Raw genomic sequence first — 20,171 nt, 5'->3', positions numbered from 1 at the left:
TTCTCTTACGCCTGGCCGTGGCAGTTCTTATACTTCTTGCCGCTGCCGCATGGGCATGGATCGTTACGGCCGACAGTGGACTCCACATGCACCGGACGTTTCTCGGCAGGTTCTGCGTTGGTGGAGATCTTGTCTTCCTCCACTACCGATTGCCGCTCCTGATTCGTCTCGATGTGCGCCTTCATAATGTAGGTCGCCACTTCCTCCTGAATGTTCGCTGTCATGGCGTTGAACATCTCGAAGCCCTCAAATTGATATTCGCGCAGCGGATCGGTACCGCCGTAAGCACGGAGGTGAATCCCTTGACGAAGCTGATCCATGGCATCGATATGATCCATCCATTTGCTGTCTACGGAGCGAAGCACAATGACCTTCTCGAATTCACGTACCAGCTCCGAGCCAAGACGCTCTTCGCGGGCAGCATATTTCTCAAGCACACGGGCGAAGATAAATTCGATCATTTCTTCTACTTCTTTGCCCCACAGATCATCGCGGGTCAGCTCATCTTCTTCAAGAAGCTTGCTGTTCACATAATCTGCAACCTCTTGCAGCTCCCAGTTCTCCGGGATATCGTCACTACAGTGGGCATTCACAATACGGTCGATAACCGGCTTGATCATTTCCACTACGATGTCTTTGATATTGTCCGACTCCAGAATTTCGCGGCGCTGCTTGTAGATAATCTCACGCTGCTGGTTCATGACGTCATCGTATTGCAATACGACTTTGCGAATGTCGAAGTTGTTGCCTTCTACCCGCTTCTGGGCAGATTCGACGGCCTTGGTAATCATACGGCTCTCAATCGGCTGATCTTCCTCGAATCCCAGACGATCCATCATGTTCAGCACGTTGTCCGCACCGAAGCGCTTCATCAGCTCATCCCCAAGGGACAGATAGAACTGCGTGGAGCCTGGGTCGCCCTGGCGACCAGCGCGTCCGCGAAGCTGGTTATCGATCCGGCGTGATTCATGGCGCTCTGTACCAATAATATGCAGACCGCCCACATCGGTTACGCCTTCGCCCAGTACGATATCCGTACCGCGTCCAGCCATGTTCGTGGCAATCGTTACGGTTCCCGGCTGACCGGCATAAGAGATAATTTCGGCTTCGGCCGCATGGTGCTTCGCATTCAGTACCTGATGTCTTACACCCTTGCGCTTCAGCATTTCCGATACGCGTTCAGAGTTCTCAATCGATACCGTACCTACCAGCACCGGCTGATTCTTCTTGTGACGTTCCACAATTTCAGCAACGACGGCGTTGAACTTGCCGTTCTCGCTTTTGTAGACCACATCAGGCATGTCAATTCGTTGATTCGGCTTATTCGTAGGAACCTGAAGAACCTCAAGACCATAGATCTTCTTGAACTCCTCTTCCTCCGTCTTCGCCGTACCTGTCATGCCGCCCAGCTTACGGTACATCCGGAAGTAGTTCTGGAAGGTGATCGTAGCCAGCGTCATGCTCTCATTCTGAACTTCGATCTCTTCCTTCGCTTCAATCGCCTGGTGCAGCCCGTCACTGTAACGGCGGCCCTGCATCAGACGGCCAGTGAACTCATCGACGATCATAACCTCGTCTTCATTCACCACATAATCGACATCCCGGCGCATAATAGCGTTCGCCTTCAAGGCCTGTACAATATGATGGTTCAATGTAACATGGCTATGGTCATACAGATTCTCTATCCCAAAAGCACGCTCAGCCGTAGCCACGCCCTTCTCAGTGAGCGCTACAGACTTCACCTTGATATCCACGGTGTAATCCTCTTCGGCAGTGAGCTTCTTCACGAAACGGTCTGCTGCATAATACAGCTCCGTCGATTTCTCAGCCTGGCCAGAGATGATCAGAGGGGTCCGCGCTTCATCAATAAGGATGGAATCGACTTCGTCAATAATACAGAAGTAGAGCGGGCGCTGTACCATCTGTTCCTTATAGAGCACCATGTTGTCGCGCAGATAGTCGAACCCGAATTCATTATTCGTGCCGTACGTAATATCGCAGGCATATGCCGCTTGCTTATCATTATGGTCCATGCCGTTCAGGTTCACCCCAACGCTCATGCCCAGAAAGTTATAGATTTGTCCCATTTGCGCACTGTCGCGCTGAGCCAGATAATCATTTACGGTGACGACATGCACGCCTTTACCCAGCAGCGCATTCAAATACACCGGCAGCGTTCCAACCAGTGTCTTGCCTTCCCCGGTCTTCATCTCGGAGATCCGGCCTTCATGCAGCGCCATACCCCCAACCAGCTGAACGTCAAAATGCCGCATGCCCAGCGTCCGTTTGGAAGCTTCGCGTACGGTAGCAAAGGCCTCAGGAAGAATCTCTTCCAGGGTCTCACCTTTCTCAATACGGGCGCGGAATTCCGCTGTCTTCGCCTGCAGCTCTTCATCCGTAAGCGATACGAAATCCGGCTCCAGCCCATTAATTACTTCGACCGTCTTCATGAGACGTTTGACATCCCGTTCATTAGTGTCGCCAAATATTTTCTTAACAAGTCCTAGCATGGTTAACCCCTTTCATGCAACACAGATGGTGGAACCGAGCCCATCCTCATAGATTGAAAGGGCCATATATGATTTCGATTCCGCTGCTTCATAAATTGTAACAGTTTGTAAGAGAAGCCGCAATACAAGCCGCCCTAACCTTATTCTGTATAATCCCCTTACAAGAGGACAGAAGATGGCATTTTAATGAAACTTCTATATATACGCACAAGAGCCCTATTCGCTTCAGGCGAATAGGGACTCGTCTAATTGTCCACGTTAGGCTGAACCGAAGCCCTTGCTTATTCCAACAATTCCCGGTCCAGAGGTTAGTTCTGCTCGATCAGACCGTACTTGCCGTCATCGCGTTTGTAAACTACGCTCACTTCGGAAGTGTCAATGTTGGAGAACACGAAGAACGTATGTCCAATCATGTTCATTTGCAGAATCGCTTCTTCCACATCCATAGGCTTCAAGGTGAACCGTTTGTTCCGCACAACCTCAAGATCATCATAATCCTGTTCCTGCTCTTCAACAGCAACGGCGCTGCCCGAACCTTCAACGAACAAGGTCTTCAGGCTGCCTTCCTGACGGAACTTGCGATTAAGCTTAGTCTTGTGCTTGCGGATCTGACGTTCCAGCTTGTCCACTACGGCATCGATGGATGCATACATATCATCGCTGCGGTCTTCCGCACGAAGCGTCACACCAGCTAGAGGAATTGTCACTTCCACCGTATGAAGGCCGCGAACGACGCCAAGCGTCACATATCCTTCAGAGGTAGGGGGTGCTTCGAAATACTTCTCAAGTCTGCTGAGCTTCTTATCAACATAGTCTCTCAAAGCGTCGGTCACTTCAATTTGTTGACCTCGAATGCTGAATTTCATAAGGCACTCCTCCTTTGTTTACTTTTCCATTATAGCAAATTGTCAGGGCTAAGTAAAAAACAAATCATGACAGACTTTACATTCACCTAACAATAGATGTAACAGACCTGCCGTAACAACAAACGGCCCGGCTCGAGCATAAAGCCGCCCTCGCCGGACCGAATACTGATTGCTGTATTATTTCACGCTGAAGCCTGGATTATGAATGATTCCATTCATCAAGATTACTTATTTCGTGTGAATACGCAGAAGCTCTACAGGTGACAAGGTGCCATTAGAATCAGTGATAAAGAAGACTTTATACGCTGTATTGGCAGTGAGTCCAGTCAGGTTAATACTGTGTTTCACAACTGGATTACCTGTAAGAGTACCAGCCCAAGGCGCTGTTAATGTAGCACCCGCACTGTTCTGTGCGTTAGCAATCTGCATTGCCGTTGGATCAGCATCTGTTGCCTTAACCACCACATATTTCAGAGGGGTTACCGGTGTACCCGTCTGCCCGTAAGCAGCATATACATCCGCAGACACTGTTGTTACATTGGTGATCCCTACCTGAGCGACCGACCATGTGCTGCCTGGTGCTGTTTTCACTTGAAGCGGCGTTACGCCGGACCAGTTACCAGAAGCGTCAGCCAGGGCAACGTAAACGGTATAATCCGTATTTGCAGTCAGACCATACACCGAGAAAGCAACGGATGTGCCGCCTGTAGCCGCAACTTGGCCGAAATGAACGCCTGCTGTTGTAGCATTAATCAGTCCGTCTTTCACTTGTGCTGCAGTTGGTGCGGTTACGTTCATGCTGTATGGAGCAACTACATAATACACGGCTCCTGTAACAGAAGGCGTAACATATACATCAGCGGTAACAGAACCTACATGGCCGTAAGTCACGTTGCTTACAGACGGCAAGGTAACGCTACCGCCTCCACCGCCGCCTCCGCCAGTGCCGCCACCACTACCGCCGCCAGGAGCTGGAGTAGCTGTTGGGCTGGTGCTTGGCACAGGTGTTGCAGATGGAGCCGGTGTTGCTGTCGGTGCTGGTGTAGGCGTTACTCCGCCTGTAGCCGGCTTATGCACAACTGAGTTGCTTATAATTCCCACCGCTTCGGCACGGGTAAGGGATTTCTTCGGACCGAAGGTTCCGTCAGGATAACCGTTAATGATCTTCTTCTCAGCCGCTGAGGCTACGGCCACCTTGGCCCAAGCTGCGATCTGAGCATTATCCTTGAACTTAAGCGGAGTAGAGCTTGTACTCAGCTTAAGCAGCTTGGCAGCAATAACTGCTGCTTCCTGCCGGGTGAGCGGGTTGTTGGCCCGGAAGGTATTATTCTCATACCCGCCAATATAACCGGCCTTCACAGCTTTAGCCACTTCACTGTAGACCCAATTGGATTTCTTCACATCCGTGAAGTTAAGAGTAGCTGCTTCGGTGAACCCGAACAGACGATTAATCAGTGCCACATATTCACCACGGGTAATTGCCTTATTCGGCTTAACCGTTCCGTCAGGATAACCACCCAGGTATCCTTTATCCAGCCAGCTCTGCAGTTGCTTCTGCGCCCAGTGTCCTTGAATATCCTTAGGTGCAGGCGCTGCGGACACACTTCCCAGTGATCCAAGCAGCATTGAAATACCAAGTACTCCGGCCGTAAGGCCACGCCACAATTTCTTCATTCTTTTGTTCATCCTCCTGTGAGTTTGATGGGCATAGGCTTCACTGCATGACTTCTTACCAAAAGATCTTTCGGAAGCATACGCCTAAGCAATAATGAGAGTGCAGACTAGGCAACAAAAAAGCCCAACGGTTTCTATTACCCATATTTTGGAGGATGTTAACATTTTTCCGTAACTAATTTTTACAAAGTGTCCAATTTAGGACTCTTTTCATCTCGAAATGTAGGCCATTTACTCGAAATTGAGAATATTTATAAGAAGAATGTAAGAACAGAGTCATACGGTCCCTCCTTACAAAGAACACCTCTCGAACTCTTATCCCCAGCTTTATGCACAGTTTATCCACAACAGACAAAGTCACATCATTAGACAAAAGCAACTTCATTCACTGCATAAAAAAGACCCAAGGGAGATCCCCTGGGTCTAACGCTAGCGTTGTCTCAATTGCTAACCATCTACCATATATGTAGGTCGGCTTCGCCGGATGATTATAATTTGATGACGTTAGCTGCTTGTGGTCCGCGTGCGCCTTCAACGATATCGAACTCTACGGATTGGCCTTCATCCAAAGTCTTGAAACCGTCAGTTTGAATCGCGGAAAAGTGTACGAATACGTCGCCACCATCGGAAGTTTCGATAAAACCATAACCTTTTTCTGCGTTAAACCATTTAACTTTACCTTCCATTGACTAAACATTCCCTTCGTCATCAGATGAACGTGAGTCTTGCTCACAATTCGACTATACCACCGCAGCTTCTCTATTGTCAATTGGAATAGTAAATGATTACTTTCAATAATTTACCAGGGTACAATCGGCATCAGAAATGGATAGAATTCGGTAATATAAGTTACAAAAAAAGGAGCAGACGCTTGTAAATACCCGTCTGCTCCCCTATTGAAACAGGAGAAAATCTATTATTCTATCTTTATTTTTTACGGTCCATCAGGAAGCTGTCCGGGGTGTAGGCGGTCTCGTAGGCGCTGCGTTGGATTTTAGCTAATTCTCTATGTTGAAGCCAATTGGCAGCCTCGCCTTTGAGTTGCTGCATTCTTTCAATTATTTCAGGATCTCGTCTTAGGACTGCCTTCAGATGACTCTCTTCCTCAATAGAGAGAGCAGACTGTCCACTAAATTTTTCTCGAATGGAGTCAATCAAAACCTGACGTTTCTCAACAAATTCCTCTAATTCCTCGAAAGAGCAAGTATTTAATCGATTAGTGATATTCAATGTAATATCAACCAATATAGCGACTTGTTTATCCATACGTGTTGTTATTTACCGGCATCTTAGAGGCTTCCATCCAAGTTAAGCGAAACTCAGTTAAATACCCCAAGGCCTCTTCTGCATGCGATTTCTCCTTCTTTACATTCGCTTGGATAAGCAAGTAATTAATATATTCATAAAGAGAGAGCAAACTGTTGGATATCTCGTAAGAAGGATTCAAAGTCGACATCAATTCACTGATAATCAGTTGAGCTTTGCCTAGATTCAAGTTTGCCTTCTGATGATTCACCGAATCAATCCCCTCGATACCAGCCCTGACAAATCGGATTGCTCCATCAAACAACATTATAAGCAACTGCGCTGGGGTCGATGTGTTAACCGATGATTGACGGTATTTTTCATAAGGAGAATTTATCATTTATGTCACCTTTCAGTTCAAATTAATTAGAGAATAAACTACTTAAACTTGAAGACTGAGAATTATATTTATTCATCGCAGTTTCCATAGCTGTAAACTGTTTATAATATCTAGTTTCTAAATCGCTAAGACGATCCTGCAATGAATTAATACGTGAGTTATAATCCTTTAGCATCCGTCCCATAACACTTTCCGTTTTGTAGGCAAAATTAAGGTCAGTTGAGAATTTTGATGTACCCGCTTTTAACACGATTTTATCTAAAGCTTTGTCTGCTGCAGTAGATAGTCCCCCAAAGATTCCTCCGTTCACCTCAAGCGCAGAACCACGGAATGTATCGCTTACTTTTTGTGGATTATCCAGGATAGCCTGTTTAAGTTTATCCTCATTCAGATAAAGCTTCCCATTTTCATAATATTGCCCAGTAGTAATTCCCATCTCACTAAGAGCACCAAGTTTACTAGTTATTGCTGTACGCATATCTGAAATTGCAGTTTGAAGAATAACATCTCCTTTGAGCAAACCACTTTTCGCTTTCTTCTCCCACAATTCTATTTCCTTCTCGCTCATTGCTTCCTTTTGTTCATCCGTCAGAGGAGTGAAACTTCTGTACTTTTCTTCCCCTATAGTTGTAGCCATTGTGTTGATAAGTTCATTATACGTTTCTACAAAAGCTTTAATTGTCTCAACAGATTTATCAGCATCAGCCTGAGTCTTAATCGTAGTAACTCCGCCCGTAGTGTCGCTTTTAGCAAGAAAAGTAAGCGTAACACCATTGACAGTTAGAGAATTTGAAGTACTGGTATAAACCTCAGCAGTAGCAGACTTGCTGCTGGTAATTTCGACTTTTGCTTCTTGGGCTTTAAAAAATGATGCGCTTGTATCACTATAATCCATCTTTAACAGAGTAAGGAGTGAACCACTGACCTTTTGACTTTCAATCAAGTTATCTGTTCCAAACTTATTGGATGTAATCGATAACTTACCACTCACTTCATCGAAGGTGGCTTTGATAACTCCTGAGCCACTATTTATTCTAGCCATAGCTGTTGAAATAGTATCATCCTCAGTAAAAGTAATACTTTCTCCACCATCTACAACAAATGTTAGTGGTGATGTCGCTCCACTCAGATTAATCAACTTGGTACTGAGTGTAACTTTACTTTCATCAGGACTCTTCGAAGTATCAATAGTAAGTTTTGCGGCCGATTCTAATGAGGATTTAGTTGCAAGCTGTGTCACCTTAACCGACATATCCACCCCATTAGATGCCGAGCTAGCCTCTGCCCGAACAGCAGTCGTATTGCCTCCCAGAATTGCTTTTTGAGTGTTCATTTGGGTTGAAGTATTCCACTTAATAAGTTTATTCATTTTTAGATCGACTAATTTAGCATTAAATTCTCTGTAGCTGTCCCGCTGCCATTCCATTAATGTCTTTTGTTGGTTCAGCTTATCCAGTGGTACGCGCTTAGCTGCCATCATTTTTTTAACTACACTGTCGATATCTAATCCTGAAGAGAATCCGCTAACTCTCATCACCATTCATAATTCCTCCTTATACTTTTTCATCAATAAGAATGCCGGCTATTTCCATCATCTTTGCCACAAGATCCAGCGTTTTTTCTGGTGGAACCTCTCTTATTAACTCGCCTGTTTCTTTATTCATTACCTTTACCATCAGGGCATGAGTTTTCTCATGTATGCTTATCTCTAAAGAGGTGGTTGGCCCTTCTAGCGCCTTTACTGCACGAGCAATAGTTCGGATTAGCTGCTCTTCTCCAACCGGCACCTTGACTCCCTGCTTTTCCATAGCAGTTAGTTCCGAGGCACTTGTAACTTGCGCTATCCTATTATTCACGTCTTTGTTTGAGGCTGATTCATTTCTCACATTACTAATGCTCCGCTCTACCGATTTAGCGGATAGAGAAAACTGAACGTCCATTCCCATAACCTCCACGGAAACTTGTATTTAGTTTATATATCGGTATTAAAGAAAGGTTATTAAAGTATTTTAATTAATTCTCCTGATTTTTGTATTTAGCTGAAACTGAAACAACACCGTAAAATATCAAAATAAGAAGAAAGAATAGGAATCTCCAGTACGAAAGGTTTGCAGCACTAAGAATTATTCTCCTAATATAATGCTACATATTCTGTCTATCTCTTCTACTGAAGCTCAGGATTTAGCGGTAATGTTAATATCTGTTAAGCTATATAAAGAGTTCACCTCGTCTCATCCCATTGGTTTGGTTTTGTCACATAACCTATTCGAGATTTGAGGAGGTACTCTTTTTTCTATGCCTAAATGTCTTGCTACTACTAGGGGTTCAAAGCCGGGGTCAGACTGACTACAGTTGCGGGATTTATGAAATTGATTCAATTTCAAAACAATTATATTTAAAATAAAACAAAAAGCCACACTTGCTTAAGAGTGGCTTTTGTCTATTTGTACTTCTTCTTAATATTTTATAATAATTTAGCCCTATACTCATGATAAAATTCACCACTCTGACTGTAACAGCATGCAGCTGCCATAAGTGCGCTTAATAATCCAAGAACATTAAGGAGGTACTTTTCCAGTGCTTGTCGTAAAAAATTGAAACCGCAGCCCTGATTTTTATTATCACATTCCCTTTAGTTGCGTTTTCTCCATTTCTGTTATAAATGGATTTTCAATCAACTCACTATAATTTTCATGTAAGGTTTTAACCATAAATTCATATGTCTCTGAACAGTCCGTATTATTGTATTGCTTTATTTTTTGACACATAGAGATCATATACGACCATTCGGAATACCTGACTCTAGATGTAATACCAGGTACGTTTTTACAGAGGTATTCTGTACGTTGACGAAAAGCAGAAAGGTACTCATTTAAAATTCTTGGTGAAAGTACATCAGTCTGGATAAAACTAGTCATATTACTTCCATGCTTGGTAAAACTATAAAGTGGTTTTCCTTGCACAACTACAATGTTAGCTTTGGCAAAAATCTTATAAATGATGTGTATATCATCCACAATCACATTTTCTTTAAAATGTATACCATCAAATAATGTTTTGCGGAAAAGCTTTGTTGGCGGTGCCACATTGTATTTTTCGCGTTTTAATAATTCATCCAGCCCCTGCACTTTATCCAATATTAAAAGATCATCAAATATAAAATACGGCTCTTTCCTACTAGAAAAATCATTCCAGCTACCGCACATGGCTATATCAGCATTATACTTAGTAGCCAAGCCCCATAGAAACTCAAGCATCTGGGGTTCGCAGCAGTCGTCATCATCAACAATGGTAATAAACTCACATGAAGCTACTTCTAGTCCCTTATTTCTGCCAACAGGTGCTCCACGGTTTTCTGTGATAGGGATAAGTCTAATTCTGCTATCTTGCTCAGCATACTTATTACATATTATTTCGCTACTATCTGTAGACCCGTTGATTACCACAATAAATTCAAAGTCAGTAAATGTTTGTGAGAGTATGCTTTCAATTGATCGGGATAGAAACTGTGCTCGATTATACGTGCACATTATGATGCTGATCTTAGGCATTTTTAGCGACATTGGCAGCTTCCCCATTCTATCCACAATATATCAGTAAATTTTGCTGGAAAACTGAGAATCATGCAACCCTAGTTCTCTAAGTTGATTTATAATTGAATTTGCAACGCTATCACTTTGAACCGACACTATCACAAATATGCTACTCAGACTTTCGGGAGGCATTCTTTTTAGGATATAGGGTAAACTTACAGGCAACCCGTTGATGATGCATCCTTCTTTTTTCTCACTATTATCAATAAATCCTTTCACATCATACCCAGCATTTTGTAATATTTTCGCAGTTCCTTCACCATTATACCCAGTGGGGAATACATAGATCTCCCTGTTCCCTTTTCCATGTAACAATTCCACTGTAGTTTCTATAACATAAGTTCGGTACAAACAAATTCCAATGTATGCACCATACCCCCTTACTAACTCATGTAAAGATTGTCTCCGTGATAACTCAGCGATCAGTGGAAAAATGTCCATGTTGGATTGAATGATCATAGCTATTTCACGTAACTCTTCTCTAAGGAATGTGCTACAACGTGTTGAGAATAACCCCAGTAGGAAATCGATACGGGAATACAAAAATTCAGAGCGAGCATCCTCAAATTTTTTCTCGTTGAGAAAACGCAACAAATGGAAAGCAACCACTAAGTGAGACTTACTGTGCAAATAACTTTTAGTTGAGGTGATTGAACCCATAGCTCTTGGACGGTAGCAGTAAAAAGGTTCTTCAAGTAAAGCAAATGTATTAGCGCAGCATATCACTTTGGGAAACCATTCCTCATCCTCTGAATGATACCCTTCAGGAAATGTTATATTATTTGAGATTAAAAGTTCTCGGTTTACAATGATTTTCCAAGGTGTACATAACAGATTAGGGATAGTGAGCAAGTATTCAGACATTTGGCTGGAGTCACTTTGAATAAATACTTCCGGGTTGAGCGGTACATCTTTCGTAATGAACGCCCCTTTTTCCGGTATGCTAATAAATTGCCCCATTAGCACACTTGGAGCACAATCTCGGAGTTTATCTGCAATATGCGAGAAGATACCGTCTATATAGTAGTCATCATTATCACAGAAATGTACATATTTCCCCTTAGACATATTTAAACCTATATTACGCGCCACTGCCGGAAGACTATTAACCTCTAGGTGAATCACTTCTATTTGCTCATATTGTGCTGCATAAGCATCGCAAATATGACCACTATTATCTTTTGAAGCATCATCAATTAAAATTATTTCATAATCGCTGAACGCTTGATTTAATATACTTTCAAGGCATTCTTCTATATATTGTTCTGCATTAAACACAGGAATGATGATACTTAACAGCGGCATAATTCATCACCTCATAAGAAATATCTACAATCAACGATGGGCTTTCCAGGGTACTTCTTATCTATACCAACAAACTGCTCCCATGCAGTGACCAGAACAAGGACGTCCGATTGGTCACCTATAACTTGAACATTATCACAGTAACTAACCTCGGCGAAATTGTACTCCCTGGCAAAGCATTCATTCGCCACAGGATCAAATCCAATAAGGTTTGTATAACCTGCATCCAATAGAAGTGAGATAATCTTTGCTGAAGAACTATCCCGAACGTCGTCTGAACCAGGTTTAAAAGACAACCCTAGAATACCTATCTTGTCGGAAGGCTTTGCAACTCTCATGATTTTAGCTGCCATCGACTGAGGCATCATATTATTTATGGCAATAACATTTTTAAGCATCAGAGGTTCGTACCCTTTTGACATGGACTGTGCATACATGGCAACTGTATCTTTCGGCAAGCAATACCCACCATAACCACACCCAGGATAAACATAAGATGACATGCTAGCCCCACCCCAACGGCGATCCATGTGCAAAATGTTAAAAGCCTCTTTAATTTGAATATCTCCGATTGTATCGGCGATTTTAGACATTTCATTTGCATAGCTAATCATACTTGCTAGCATTGTGTTGGATAAATACTTAATATATTCACCAGTATTTAGCGAAACAGCAAAAAAGGGACTATTGAATCGGCTATACAAGGAACGGAGCATCTCCTCACCCTTATGATCTTCAACACCACAAACGATACGATCAGCATTTATCGCATCATCCCAGCACTTCCCTTCCCGCAAAAACTCGGGGTTATTAGTGACACTAAACCTATCCCCGGGAAGTAATCCTTGAGCACTCAAATACGGAATGACTCGTTCAGACGTTGTGGACGGGGGTACAGTAGATTTTACAACGATCACACGGTGCTTACCATCGTGTAGAACATTAGCAAACATATCAATAGCAGAATAAATATATTTTAAATCCGCCTCTCCATTTTTACCGGTTGGTGTTCCGACACATAAAAAGACAAATTCACTATTCCTCACAGAGTTTTCTGCATCATCTGTAAGGATGAAATTCCCATGGATATTTCGAAGCAGTGCATCATCGAGTCCTGGTTCAACAAAAGGAAGCTTTCCGTCATTAATCAACTCCACCCTATGTGCATCTACGTCGAAGCCATATACTTTATGTCCTTTTTCAGCAAATGCCAGAGCAGATGTGAGCCCTACAAAACCAAGCCCAAACACTGTAATTGTATAACTCATTTTAAAACTCCTACTAGTTTATAGTTTAGCTAATTTCAAATATCGCCACTCATTGCCCGTATTTTGTACCTTCTAAGTATACCTTTTGCATACGTGGGGCTACGTTTGACACGTCATATTCCATCAGCCGTGTTAGATTAACCTTTCTGTCTTCAGGTTGTTGAATTTTGGATAGAATATAATCAGCCCAATATGTTGAACCTTTATCTAGAGGGATATAATCAACCAACCCCATGTCAGGTTCAGGTTGGCATACATCAGATACAATACAGGGAATACTTGCTGCTTGTGCTTCAATGAGTACAATCCCGAAACCTTCATATATAGATGGCAGTAAAAAACAATCTGATGCTGACAATGCTAGTGGAATACTGGTATTACTTTCAAGCATTGTTACATAATTATTCATATCAAGTTTTTCAATATATTCTCTAATCTCATTTTCAAGCGAGCCAGGGCCTGTCAGCATTAAATGAAGGTCATTTCTTACGTTCAACATTTTTTTAAAAGTTTCCAGTAAGAATAATTGATTTTTTTGGGGTGTATATCTTCCGACATTAATAAAGTTTATATTTTGAACTCCAATGTTTAATTCCAAGCACGCTTCATTTCTATTGCAATGATCCCTAACAAAATCGTGGATCGCTACCGGATATGGAACGATTTCTGACCGCTTGTCTTCTAAAATGTTTTTCCCGAATTGGTACTTAGAAGCTGCTTTAGAACATCCCCAAATATGGGTTGCGTACTTCCTGCAAATTGTTAATTTTAATTTTCTTGTTAATTTCCTCACTAAACTAAGACGTTGTTTATCGTCAATTCCAGTATTATTACTGTGAGCAATTCTTACCGGAACCCCTGCCATCTTAGCTGCTATCATCAAAAAACCTTCAAGCATGGGATGAGCTATGTGCACCGCGCAAAAAGGTCCCTTATCTTTTAAAAGCCTATAAAAGCTATAAATATAATAAATATCCATAGAAAAGTTCCACTTTTTATTACCATTATGCTTTCTGTTTGCAAACAGATTGAATATTCTACCACCATATCTCTCTATTTCTGCATGGAAATGTCCCGTTTCAGGCTTTCTTACTGCAAAATCAATTAAAAGCTGTCTATGCTCAATACCTCTATATACCTGTATTATTGCTGTCTCTATTCCGCCTTTATCAATTGGCAAGCCATTCACAAACAGAACTCTCTTAGGTATGTTGATCATGACGCCCCCTTGCCTATTATCAAACAACCGCATAACAAACGGTTTCGTACATACTGATGTTATAGTGTCTAAGATAAATTTTATATTCAGGTACAAGCTGTTTCAAAAATAAGGGGATTTCTACAATATCTAATGGTTTATGATATACGCATATTGCAAGTTTAGGCTTATATTTTTTAATGGTCTCTTGCGCACCTTTTAAAGCCTCAAGTTCTGCACCTTCGATGTCCATCTTTATAAAAGTTACCGGTTTTCCATCAAGTAGCTCATCTATCGATATTACTGGGATTTCTACAATACCATTCTCACTTACACCACTTGAACCATCATTTACCGCATTAAAACGGAGAACATCCCTTTTACTCCATAGTCCACAGGTCAGTAATTGGATATTATCATACTTAGAGCTTATCTCAAAATAATCCTTATACTTACTTTCCTCAGGTTCAAACGAGTAAATCTGCTTAAACATACCGTTTGTCTGTTTTAGAAATTCTAGTACTGTATCACCAGTATAAGCACCACCATCTATAAAAATTTCTTCCTCAGAGAGAGAAATGATTTTCGGGTCGAAATATTGAGGGGTTTTGCTTCTCAAGGTAAGAAGATATTCATGATTCCCAGAGATACAACAATTGAGTCTATCATAAAAGATGTCCTGGGAAAGCTCATCAGAAAGCGCGTCATAGGTTTTGGAAAAGTATCCACAATTTTCAATTATTAAATTATAATAGTCTTTTAATTGGTCATCTCTAAATCCCTCTAGAGCCATTACTAGTCTTTCTTGAAGTTGAAACTCCTTTATCTGCTGATAAATCTCATCATAATAATCCAATGACGTTATAGTAATATGGCAGTCTCTATAGTTTGTCTTTAGTTCCTCAGGATTGATCACAGGTATGCCTTCTACGGTAGTCCCCCATTTTGACGGGTTTCCATCACAAAATACAAAATCCTTAAATAGATCCTTCATGGCATTCAAGTAATAAACTCCCCATGATCCGCTTCCATACAAAATTAATGGCCTTTGATTATTTATGGAGTCATTTGCAATTAATTCAGATAATCGGTTTGACCTGCTTTCTAATCTCTTGAGTGAAAATTGATTTATCACTTACAGTCACACCCTCATAATTTACTCAACCACAGCATAACAAACAGTTTCAGTCAGACCATAATTATAATGTCTCAAATAAAATTTATACTCAGGTACAAGTTCTTTTAAATACATCGGTATCTCCACAATATCCAGTGGTTTATGATATACGCATATAGCAAGTTTCGGTTTGTATTTTCTTATGGTTTTCTCCGCGCCCTTCAGTGCTTTAAACTCTGCTCCTTCTATATCCATTTTGATAAAAGTTACAGGGTCCCCACCAAGAAACTCATCAATGGAAGTCACTGGAATTATAGTATTACCTATTTCACTTATTCCACTAGCCATATCATCACGTGAAGAAAATTTAAGTTCTTCCTTTTTATCCCAAAGTCCATAAGGTACAAGATTAATATTATTGCTAGAAGAGAAATTCTTTAAAAAAATCTCATGTTTACTTTCCTCCGGTTCAAAAGAGTATACTTTTGTATACTGCCTATTCGTTTGCTTAATGAATTCCTGAACCGTATCTCCTATATATCCCCCACCATCAATAAATATCTCTTCATTTGATAAAGAAATTATCTCTGGCTCAAAATATTGAGGTGATTTGCTTCTCAAAGGAGTAATATACCTGGAGTTAGCACTGATAATGTAATTTAATCTATCGTGAAATAACCGCTTAGAATAATCGTCAAATAACAAGTTATAAGTAGTTGAAAACTTCTCGATGTTTTCGTGAATTAATTCATGATAATCTTTATATACGTGCAACACGTCGTAATCATCTGTAATAACAGAATATATTGATTCATCTAGCAAAATTTTTAGGTTATTCTCCTTCAATTGAAGACGGATTTCATCGTAAAATTGTAAAGAGGTAATTATAATGTAGCTATTACTATAATTGTTTTTTAATTCATCAAAGCTAATTACCAATACATCATCAATACTTGTTCCCCATTTGTTTGGGTTGTTATCACAAAAGTATACCTCTACTACCATGTCCATTTTTTTTATCAGATCTAAATAATACCTTCCTATGAATCCCGAACCAAATAACACAATTGGTTTTCGATCTGTAGTTAAAACTTCCGAACACTTCTGTAATAAAATATCAATCTGATTTGACTCCTTGGTCAGCATATCAACCGAAAATTCATTCACCATTGATATTCACTCCTGTCACATTCCTGTAAATAAAGCAGGTACCTCTTAATTCCCTCTTCAATATGAATTTGCGGCTCATATTCAAGTATTGTTCTTGCCTTTGTGATGTTCGGACAGCGGCGATTAGGGTTATCCGTCAAATAATCCTTATCTGAATGAACTTTATACTCAATGGTACCATTGTAACCAAACTGCTCATGAGCTATTTTTTTGTAGAGTTCGGCTAATTGCAAAATAGTAATCTCCGGTTTATCCGAACCGATATTGAATACATCAAATTTTCCATATAGAGCACACTTAATGTACCCTACTGTGGCATCGGGAATATAATCAAACGTACGGGTCGGCTTCCCGTCAGAATAAATCACGATATTCTCGTTATCTATTACAGCCTTTGCGAAATCCGCTACTACCCTTTGATCATTAATTCTCATCCCGGGTCCATAGTTATTAAACGGACGAACAACAGTGATCGGCATATCATATTGCTTCGCAAAATTATAACAGAGTGTTTCTCCAAAACGCTTTGATTCATCGTAGCAGGCTCTCGGTCCACAAGAATTTACATTTCCCCAATAATCTTCCGTAGTTGGAATTTGAGAAGAGTGAGGGTCGCCATAAATTTCACTGCTGGAATAAAACAAAAAGCCTTTAATATGTTTAGTTTTAAAGAAATCAAGCAATCGACGAAGACCAGTGACATCGGCATCCATAGTTTCAATGGGATGTAGTCGATAATAGATGGGAGAGGCGAGTGATGCCATGTGGAAAACAAGATCTGCATCACCGGCAAAGTCAAAATCACAGGAAATAACATCTAAAGTACGCAAATCAAAAAGTGGATTTTCTATAAAGCGCTTCATCCAGTTTGGCTGCCCAAACATAAGTTTATCAATGCCATAAACTTTTTTAACACCAAGCTGTTCACCGTGTGCAGCAAAGAAATGAAGCAAGGAATATCCCAGCGAGCCTGCAAATCCAGTGATTAAGATCGTTGTACCATATAATTTTTGCTTATATTCCTCTGACATCGATTTATAAATAAAACCCATATCTTCTCTGGTTATTTCTGGCATCCACATATCAATGCCCCCTCTCAAACAATGATATCCTACTCCCACAGCTTCCAAGGTGCTTTGTTGTTTCTCCACAGGTTCTCAAGTACGCCTTTATCTCGCTGCGTATCCATACACTGCCAGAATCCAAAATGCTTATATGCATTTAATTTGCCTTCATGAGCAATTTTAACCAGCGTATCAGCTTCAAATACTGTAGTGTCGTCCTCAATATAGTCAAACACTTGGGGTTCTACAATCATAAAGCCGCCGTTGATCCAGCCCCCATCCTCAACTGATTTTTCAACAAAACGGTCAATGCGGTTCGTCGCTTCATCAATAGCGAGAACCCCAAAGCGCCCACCTGGTTGAATAGACGTCATAGTAATATAGGCTTCGGAGTTTATATGGTATTGTTTGAGTTGATTTAAATCTACATCGGCCACTCCGTCACCGTAAGTAAGCATAAATCTCTCATCGCCCACATATTTTCTTATTCTTTTTATTCTACCGCCTGTCATCGTATCCAACCCAGTGTTCACTAGTGTAACACGCCATGGCTCGGTAACATTATTATGTACCGTTAACATGTTTTGATTAAGAAAATCAAAGGTGACATCTGAGGTGTGAAGATAATAATCAGCAAAAAACTCTTTTATAACATAACCTTTATAACCAAGACAGATTACAAAATCATTATATCCAAAGTGACTATAGCTCTTCATTATATGCCATAGAATAGGCTTGTCACCAATTTCAATCATAGGTTTCGGTTTCAAATGGCTCTCTTCGCTTATTCTCGTCCCATATCCACCAGCTAAAATTACAACTTTCATCTCACTCACGCCTTATATTGGTATTTAAAGAGCATTAAGTTCAGTTTTTATATGTTGCCGTTGCGTTTCATCTACACATAAATCCAAAGCTGTTTGATAAAGGCTCCTAGCCATATCCTTCAAACCAACATTTAGAAACGCCAAAGCTATTAACTCCATTGAGTTACATTCATATGGATAGAACACCTTTAAAACAATAGCAGTTTCAAGTGCTGGCAACAATTCACCCATCAAAATCAGTATATATAACTTGTAGTATAGAGCATCATAATCAAGAGGATGAGTTTCAAGAACGTCCAGTAACAATTCTACCGCTTCTTCGTACTTCTCATCATAGATACTTCTTTCCATATTCAGTTTAACTTGTGTTAACTCATCAAGTTGTATTTTCGAACCAAGTTTAGTCAGTGATTGTTTCAGCAAGATGAAATTGTTATCCGTTAAATTTTGGTCACAAATAATTAGTGCCTTTTCAGAATCTCCATTCACAATTTCTCGTAATAAGTCAGGCTGTGAGGCAAGAAACTCGCATGGAATACCATTACTTTCCGATTCAGCAAGTGAATCTTTTCCAGTAGATTTAAAGAAAGGGTATAACAATGAGACACCGAAATGGTTTTTATTGTTTATATCACATATTGAGGATAGATAAAGTAGAAGGGCATCTTGTTTATTATCTCCAGCAGAAGTAATCATTTTTATAGATGAATAAAGCCTATAAATAAAGTGATTCATTGCTAGAGGTATCTCAAATTCTTCAATATCCCCCACTTTTTGATCAACAATATCTTTCACTTTTATGAATAGATTGTCCCAAAGATCATTTTGCCTAAGCACTTGATATACGAACTCATCGGATATAATCATCTCGATAGCTTCCAACCTATCTTCTATGGAAGCTGATTTAGCATTCATTGCTATTTTCACACAGTCCTTTATCGATTCTAGGAACACAGAAGCTATAAACTGTAAGTTTGAATCGTTAAGTTTGTTCCAACTCCTTAGTAATTCCTTGCTCTCTTCAAAAATAGTCTTATAATCTAGATACCTATTTTTATTCAGCTGTGAATTATAGAACGAATTCTGTCTCATTCTGTAGTAATGAAGTGGTTTATTTATTCCCACGACTGAGTGTGCAAAACTTAAACAATCAAGGCAAAATAGAGTGTCGAATGCGTTTAATAGAGTAAGCGGTTTTTCTACTGTTCTATAATTGCTTTGTTTCATTGCTAGAGGCAACTTAAAAAGCTTTCCCCACATTGATCTAAAACTACTGTAAATTTGGGGCAGCAAATCACCCAGAGTGGTTAAATCTTCTGTATAAAAGTCAGGGGGACAACGCACACTCCTTTTATGGGGGTTTTCCTCTAGAAACATTGTTGTTCCAGCAACTACAATATCTGCATTATACTTTATTGCAGCGGCGTAAAGTTCCTTTAGAAAATCAGAATGAATGTAGTCATCACTATCCAACGCACACCAGTATTCAGCTTTACTACTGTTAAGATACTCAATATAATCAGGATTCCAAGGTTCATTATATAAAAAAGTGTTCTTTTCATTTCTAAAAAGTCGTATTCTACTATCTCTCTTGGCGTATTCTTCGAGCAACATGCTAGTTCTATCAGTCGATCCATTATCTACAACTATCCACTCAAAATCTATAAAGGATTGATTTAGAACACTTTCCACACATTCCACAATATACTCTTCCACATTAAAAGCCAGTGTCTGTAGAAGTACTGCTGGCGGCTTTATTAGATTCACCTTACTTCTCCTTTGGGTTGTTGAGACTGGCAAAAAATCACCAATATCCTTTATGAAATGATGTGTCTTCAATAGTCTTCATTCTACTTACATTTTACTGTAACTTCTTAATTTAGTTGTTTGGAGTACTAATATACATAATATATCGGATAAACGTAGCCCTTTTT

The 20,171-nt window shown here is 40.5% G+C and carries 17 protein-coding genes; all 17 read right to left on the bottom strand.

The genetic code is table 11. The features are described from left to right. Nucleotides 1-5 precede the first annotated feature (5 nt). The 17 genes from secA to NST04_RS06515 all read right to left on the bottom strand — a co-directional run bounded on the left by secA (nt 6) and on the right by NST04_RS06515 (nt 20,004). Complete coding sequence (gene secA, locus NST04_RS06595; protein WP_341183643.1) at nt 6-2,510, bottom strand: preprotein translocase subunit SecA; 2,505 nt, start codon at nt 2,508-2,510, stop codon at nt 6-8. A gap of 308 nt (nt 2,511-2,818) precedes the next feature. Continuing rightward, nucleotides 2,819-3,376 carry a ribosome hibernation-promoting factor, HPF/YfiA family gene (hpf, locus tag NST04_RS06590; RefSeq protein ID WP_036721235.1) on the bottom strand — a complete coding sequence of 186 codons (558 nt, stop codon included), beginning with the start codon at nt 3,374-3,376 and terminating at the stop codon, nt 2,819-2,821. 228 nt (nt 3,377-3,604) lie between these two features. Further along, a complete protein-coding gene (locus tag NST04_RS06585) occupies nt 3,605-5,050 on the bottom strand; it encodes an S-layer homology domain-containing protein (RefSeq protein ID WP_339251794.1) in 1,446 nt (481 codons plus the stop codon). Between the two features lie 488 nt (nt 5,051-5,538). Continuing rightward, entirely contained in the window at nt 5,539-5,736 is a 198-nt protein-coding gene (locus NST04_RS06580) for a cold shock domain-containing protein (RefSeq protein ID WP_036721237.1), read from the bottom strand. Nucleotides 5,737-5,977: 241 nt separating this feature from the next. After that, the gene (locus NST04_RS06575) at nt 5,978-6,316 is read right to left on the bottom strand and encodes a hypothetical protein (protein ID WP_339251796.1); all 339 of its coding nucleotides are present in this window, start codon (nt 6,314-6,316) and stop codon (nt 5,978-5,980) included. Continuing rightward, on the bottom strand, nt 6,309-6,695 hold the full coding sequence (gene fliS, locus NST04_RS06570) for a flagellar export chaperone FliS (RefSeq protein ID WP_339251798.1): 387 nt from the start codon (nt 6,693-6,695) through the stop codon (nt 6,309-6,311). Before fliS ends, NST04_RS06575 begins: the two co-directional genes overlap by 8 nt. Nucleotides 6,696-6,717: 22 nt before the next feature. Next, entirely contained in the window at nt 6,718-8,235 is a 1,518-nt protein-coding gene (gene fliD, locus NST04_RS06565; RefSeq protein WP_341183642.1) for a flagellar filament capping protein FliD, read from the bottom strand. A 13-nt stretch (nt 8,236-8,248) separates the two neighbouring features. Next, complete coding sequence (locus NST04_RS06560) at nt 8,249-8,635, bottom strand: flagellar protein FlaG (protein ID WP_341183641.1); 387 nt, start codon at nt 8,633-8,635, stop codon at nt 8,249-8,251. 681 nt (nt 8,636-9,316) lie between these two features. Next, entirely contained in the window at nt 9,317-10,246 is a 930-nt protein-coding gene (locus NST04_RS06555; RefSeq protein WP_341185193.1) for a glycosyltransferase family 2 protein, read from the bottom strand. 42 nt (nt 10,247-10,288) lie between these two features. Then, nucleotides 10,289-11,593 carry a glycosyltransferase family 2 protein gene (locus NST04_RS06550; protein WP_341183640.1) on the bottom strand — a complete coding sequence of 435 codons (1,305 nt, stop codon included), beginning with the start codon at nt 11,591-11,593 and terminating at the stop codon, nt 10,289-10,291. Between the two features lie 11 nt (nt 11,594-11,604). Beyond that, nucleotides 11,605-12,861, bottom strand: a complete 1,257-nt coding sequence (locus tag NST04_RS06545; protein ID WP_341183639.1) for a UDP-glucose dehydrogenase family protein — start codon at nt 12,859-12,861, stop codon at nt 11,605-11,607. A gap of 49 nt (nt 12,862-12,910) precedes the next feature. Continuing rightward, nucleotides 12,911-14,080, bottom strand: coding sequence for a glycosyltransferase (locus tag NST04_RS06540; RefSeq protein ID WP_341183638.1), 1,170 nt, complete (start codon nt 14,078-14,080; stop codon nt 12,911-12,913). A 19-nt stretch (nt 14,081-14,099) separates the two neighbouring features. Then, nucleotides 14,100-15,194 carry an FkbM family methyltransferase gene (locus NST04_RS06535; RefSeq protein WP_341183637.1) on the bottom strand — a complete coding sequence of 365 codons (1,095 nt, stop codon included), beginning with the start codon at nt 15,192-15,194 and terminating at the stop codon, nt 14,100-14,102. Between the two features lie 21 nt (nt 15,195-15,215). Next, nucleotides 15,216-16,346, bottom strand: a complete 1,131-nt coding sequence (locus NST04_RS06530; protein WP_341183636.1) for an FkbM family methyltransferase — start codon at nt 16,344-16,346, stop codon at nt 15,216-15,218. Further along, nucleotides 16,340-17,428: an NAD-dependent epimerase/dehydratase family protein gene (locus tag NST04_RS06525; protein WP_341183635.1), complete on the bottom strand. Its 1,089-nt coding sequence runs from the start codon at nt 17,426-17,428 to the stop codon at nt 16,340-16,342. The genes NST04_RS06530 and NST04_RS06525 overlap by 7 nt, the downstream gene beginning before the upstream one ends. Before the next feature lie 29 nt (nt 17,429-17,457). Next, nucleotides 17,458-18,237 (bottom strand): glucose-1-phosphate cytidylyltransferase, encoded by a 780-nt coding sequence (gene rfbF / locus NST04_RS06520; protein ID WP_341185192.1) that lies wholly within the window; start codon nt 18,235-18,237, stop codon nt 17,458-17,460. Nucleotides 18,238-18,261: 24 nt separating this feature from the next. Beyond that, nucleotides 18,262-20,004 (bottom strand): glycosyltransferase family A protein, encoded by a 1,743-nt coding sequence (locus tag NST04_RS06515; protein ID WP_341183634.1) that lies wholly within the window; start codon nt 20,002-20,004, stop codon nt 18,262-18,264. Nucleotides 20,005-20,171: the final 167 nt, after the last annotated feature.

Origin of the sequence: Paenibacillus sp. FSL H7-0756 (assembly GCF_038006765.1) — a bacterium.
In the GTDB taxonomy this organism is placed as follows: domain Bacteria; phylum Bacillota; class Bacilli; order Paenibacillales; family Paenibacillaceae; genus Paenibacillus_AQ.
The sequence above is the reverse complement of the archived record's forward strand: the minus strand, read 5'-3'. Positions and strand labels throughout refer to the sequence as shown.

What these genes read in the sequence shown, in the direction of transcription:
- secA (WP_341183643.1), bottom strand. Translation starts at nt 2,510, where the DNA reads ATGCTAGGACTTGTTAAGAAAATATTTGGCGACACTAATGAACGGGAT.
- hpf (WP_036721235.1), bottom strand. Translation starts at nt 3,376, where the DNA reads ATGAAATTCAGCATTCGAGGTCAACAAATTGAAGTGACCGACGCTTTG.
- NST04_RS06585 (WP_339251794.1), bottom strand. Translation starts at nt 5,050, where the DNA reads ATGAAGAAATTGTGGCGTGGCCTTACGGCCGGAGTACTTGGTATTTCA.
- NST04_RS06580 (WP_036721237.1), bottom strand. Translation starts at nt 5,736, where the DNA reads ATGGAAGGTAAAGTTAAATGGTTTAACGCAGAAAAAGGTTATGGTTTT.
- NST04_RS06575 (WP_339251796.1), bottom strand. Translation starts at nt 6,316, where the DNA reads ATGGATAAACAAGTCGCTATATTGGTTGATATTACATTGAATATCACT.
- fliS (WP_339251798.1), bottom strand. Translation starts at nt 6,695, where the DNA reads ATGATAAATTCTCCTTATGAAAAATACCGTCAATCATCGGTTAACACA.
- fliD (WP_341183642.1), bottom strand. Translation starts at nt 8,235, where the DNA reads ATGGTGATGAGAGTTAGCGGATTCTCTTCAGGATTAGATATCGACAGT.
- NST04_RS06560 (WP_341183641.1), bottom strand. Translation starts at nt 8,635, where the DNA reads ATGGACGTTCAGTTTTCTCTATCCGCTAAATCGGTAGAGCGGAGCATT.
- NST04_RS06555 (WP_341185193.1), bottom strand. Translation starts at nt 10,246, where the DNA reads ATGCCTAAGATCAGCATCATAATGTGCACGTATAATCGAGCACAGTTT.
- NST04_RS06550 (WP_341183640.1), bottom strand. Translation starts at nt 11,593, where the DNA reads ATGCCGCTGTTAAGTATCATCATTCCTGTGTTTAATGCAGAACAATAT.
- NST04_RS06545 (WP_341183639.1), bottom strand. Translation starts at nt 12,861, where the DNA reads ATGAGTTATACAATTACAGTGTTTGGGCTTGGTTTTGTAGGGCTCACA.
- NST04_RS06540 (WP_341183638.1), bottom strand. Translation starts at nt 14,080, where the DNA reads ATGATCAACATACCTAAGAGAGTTCTGTTTGTGAATGGCTTGCCAATT.
- NST04_RS06530 (WP_341183636.1), bottom strand. Translation starts at nt 16,346, where the DNA reads ATGGTGAATGAATTTTCGGTTGATATGCTGACCAAGGAGTCAAATCAG.
- NST04_RS06525 (WP_341183635.1), bottom strand. Translation starts at nt 17,428, where the DNA reads ATGTGGATGCCAGAAATAACCAGAGAAGATATGGGTTTTATTTATAAA.
- rfbF (WP_341185192.1), bottom strand. Translation starts at nt 18,237, where the DNA reads ATGAAAGTTGTAATTTTAGCTGGTGGATATGGGACGAGAATAAGCGAA.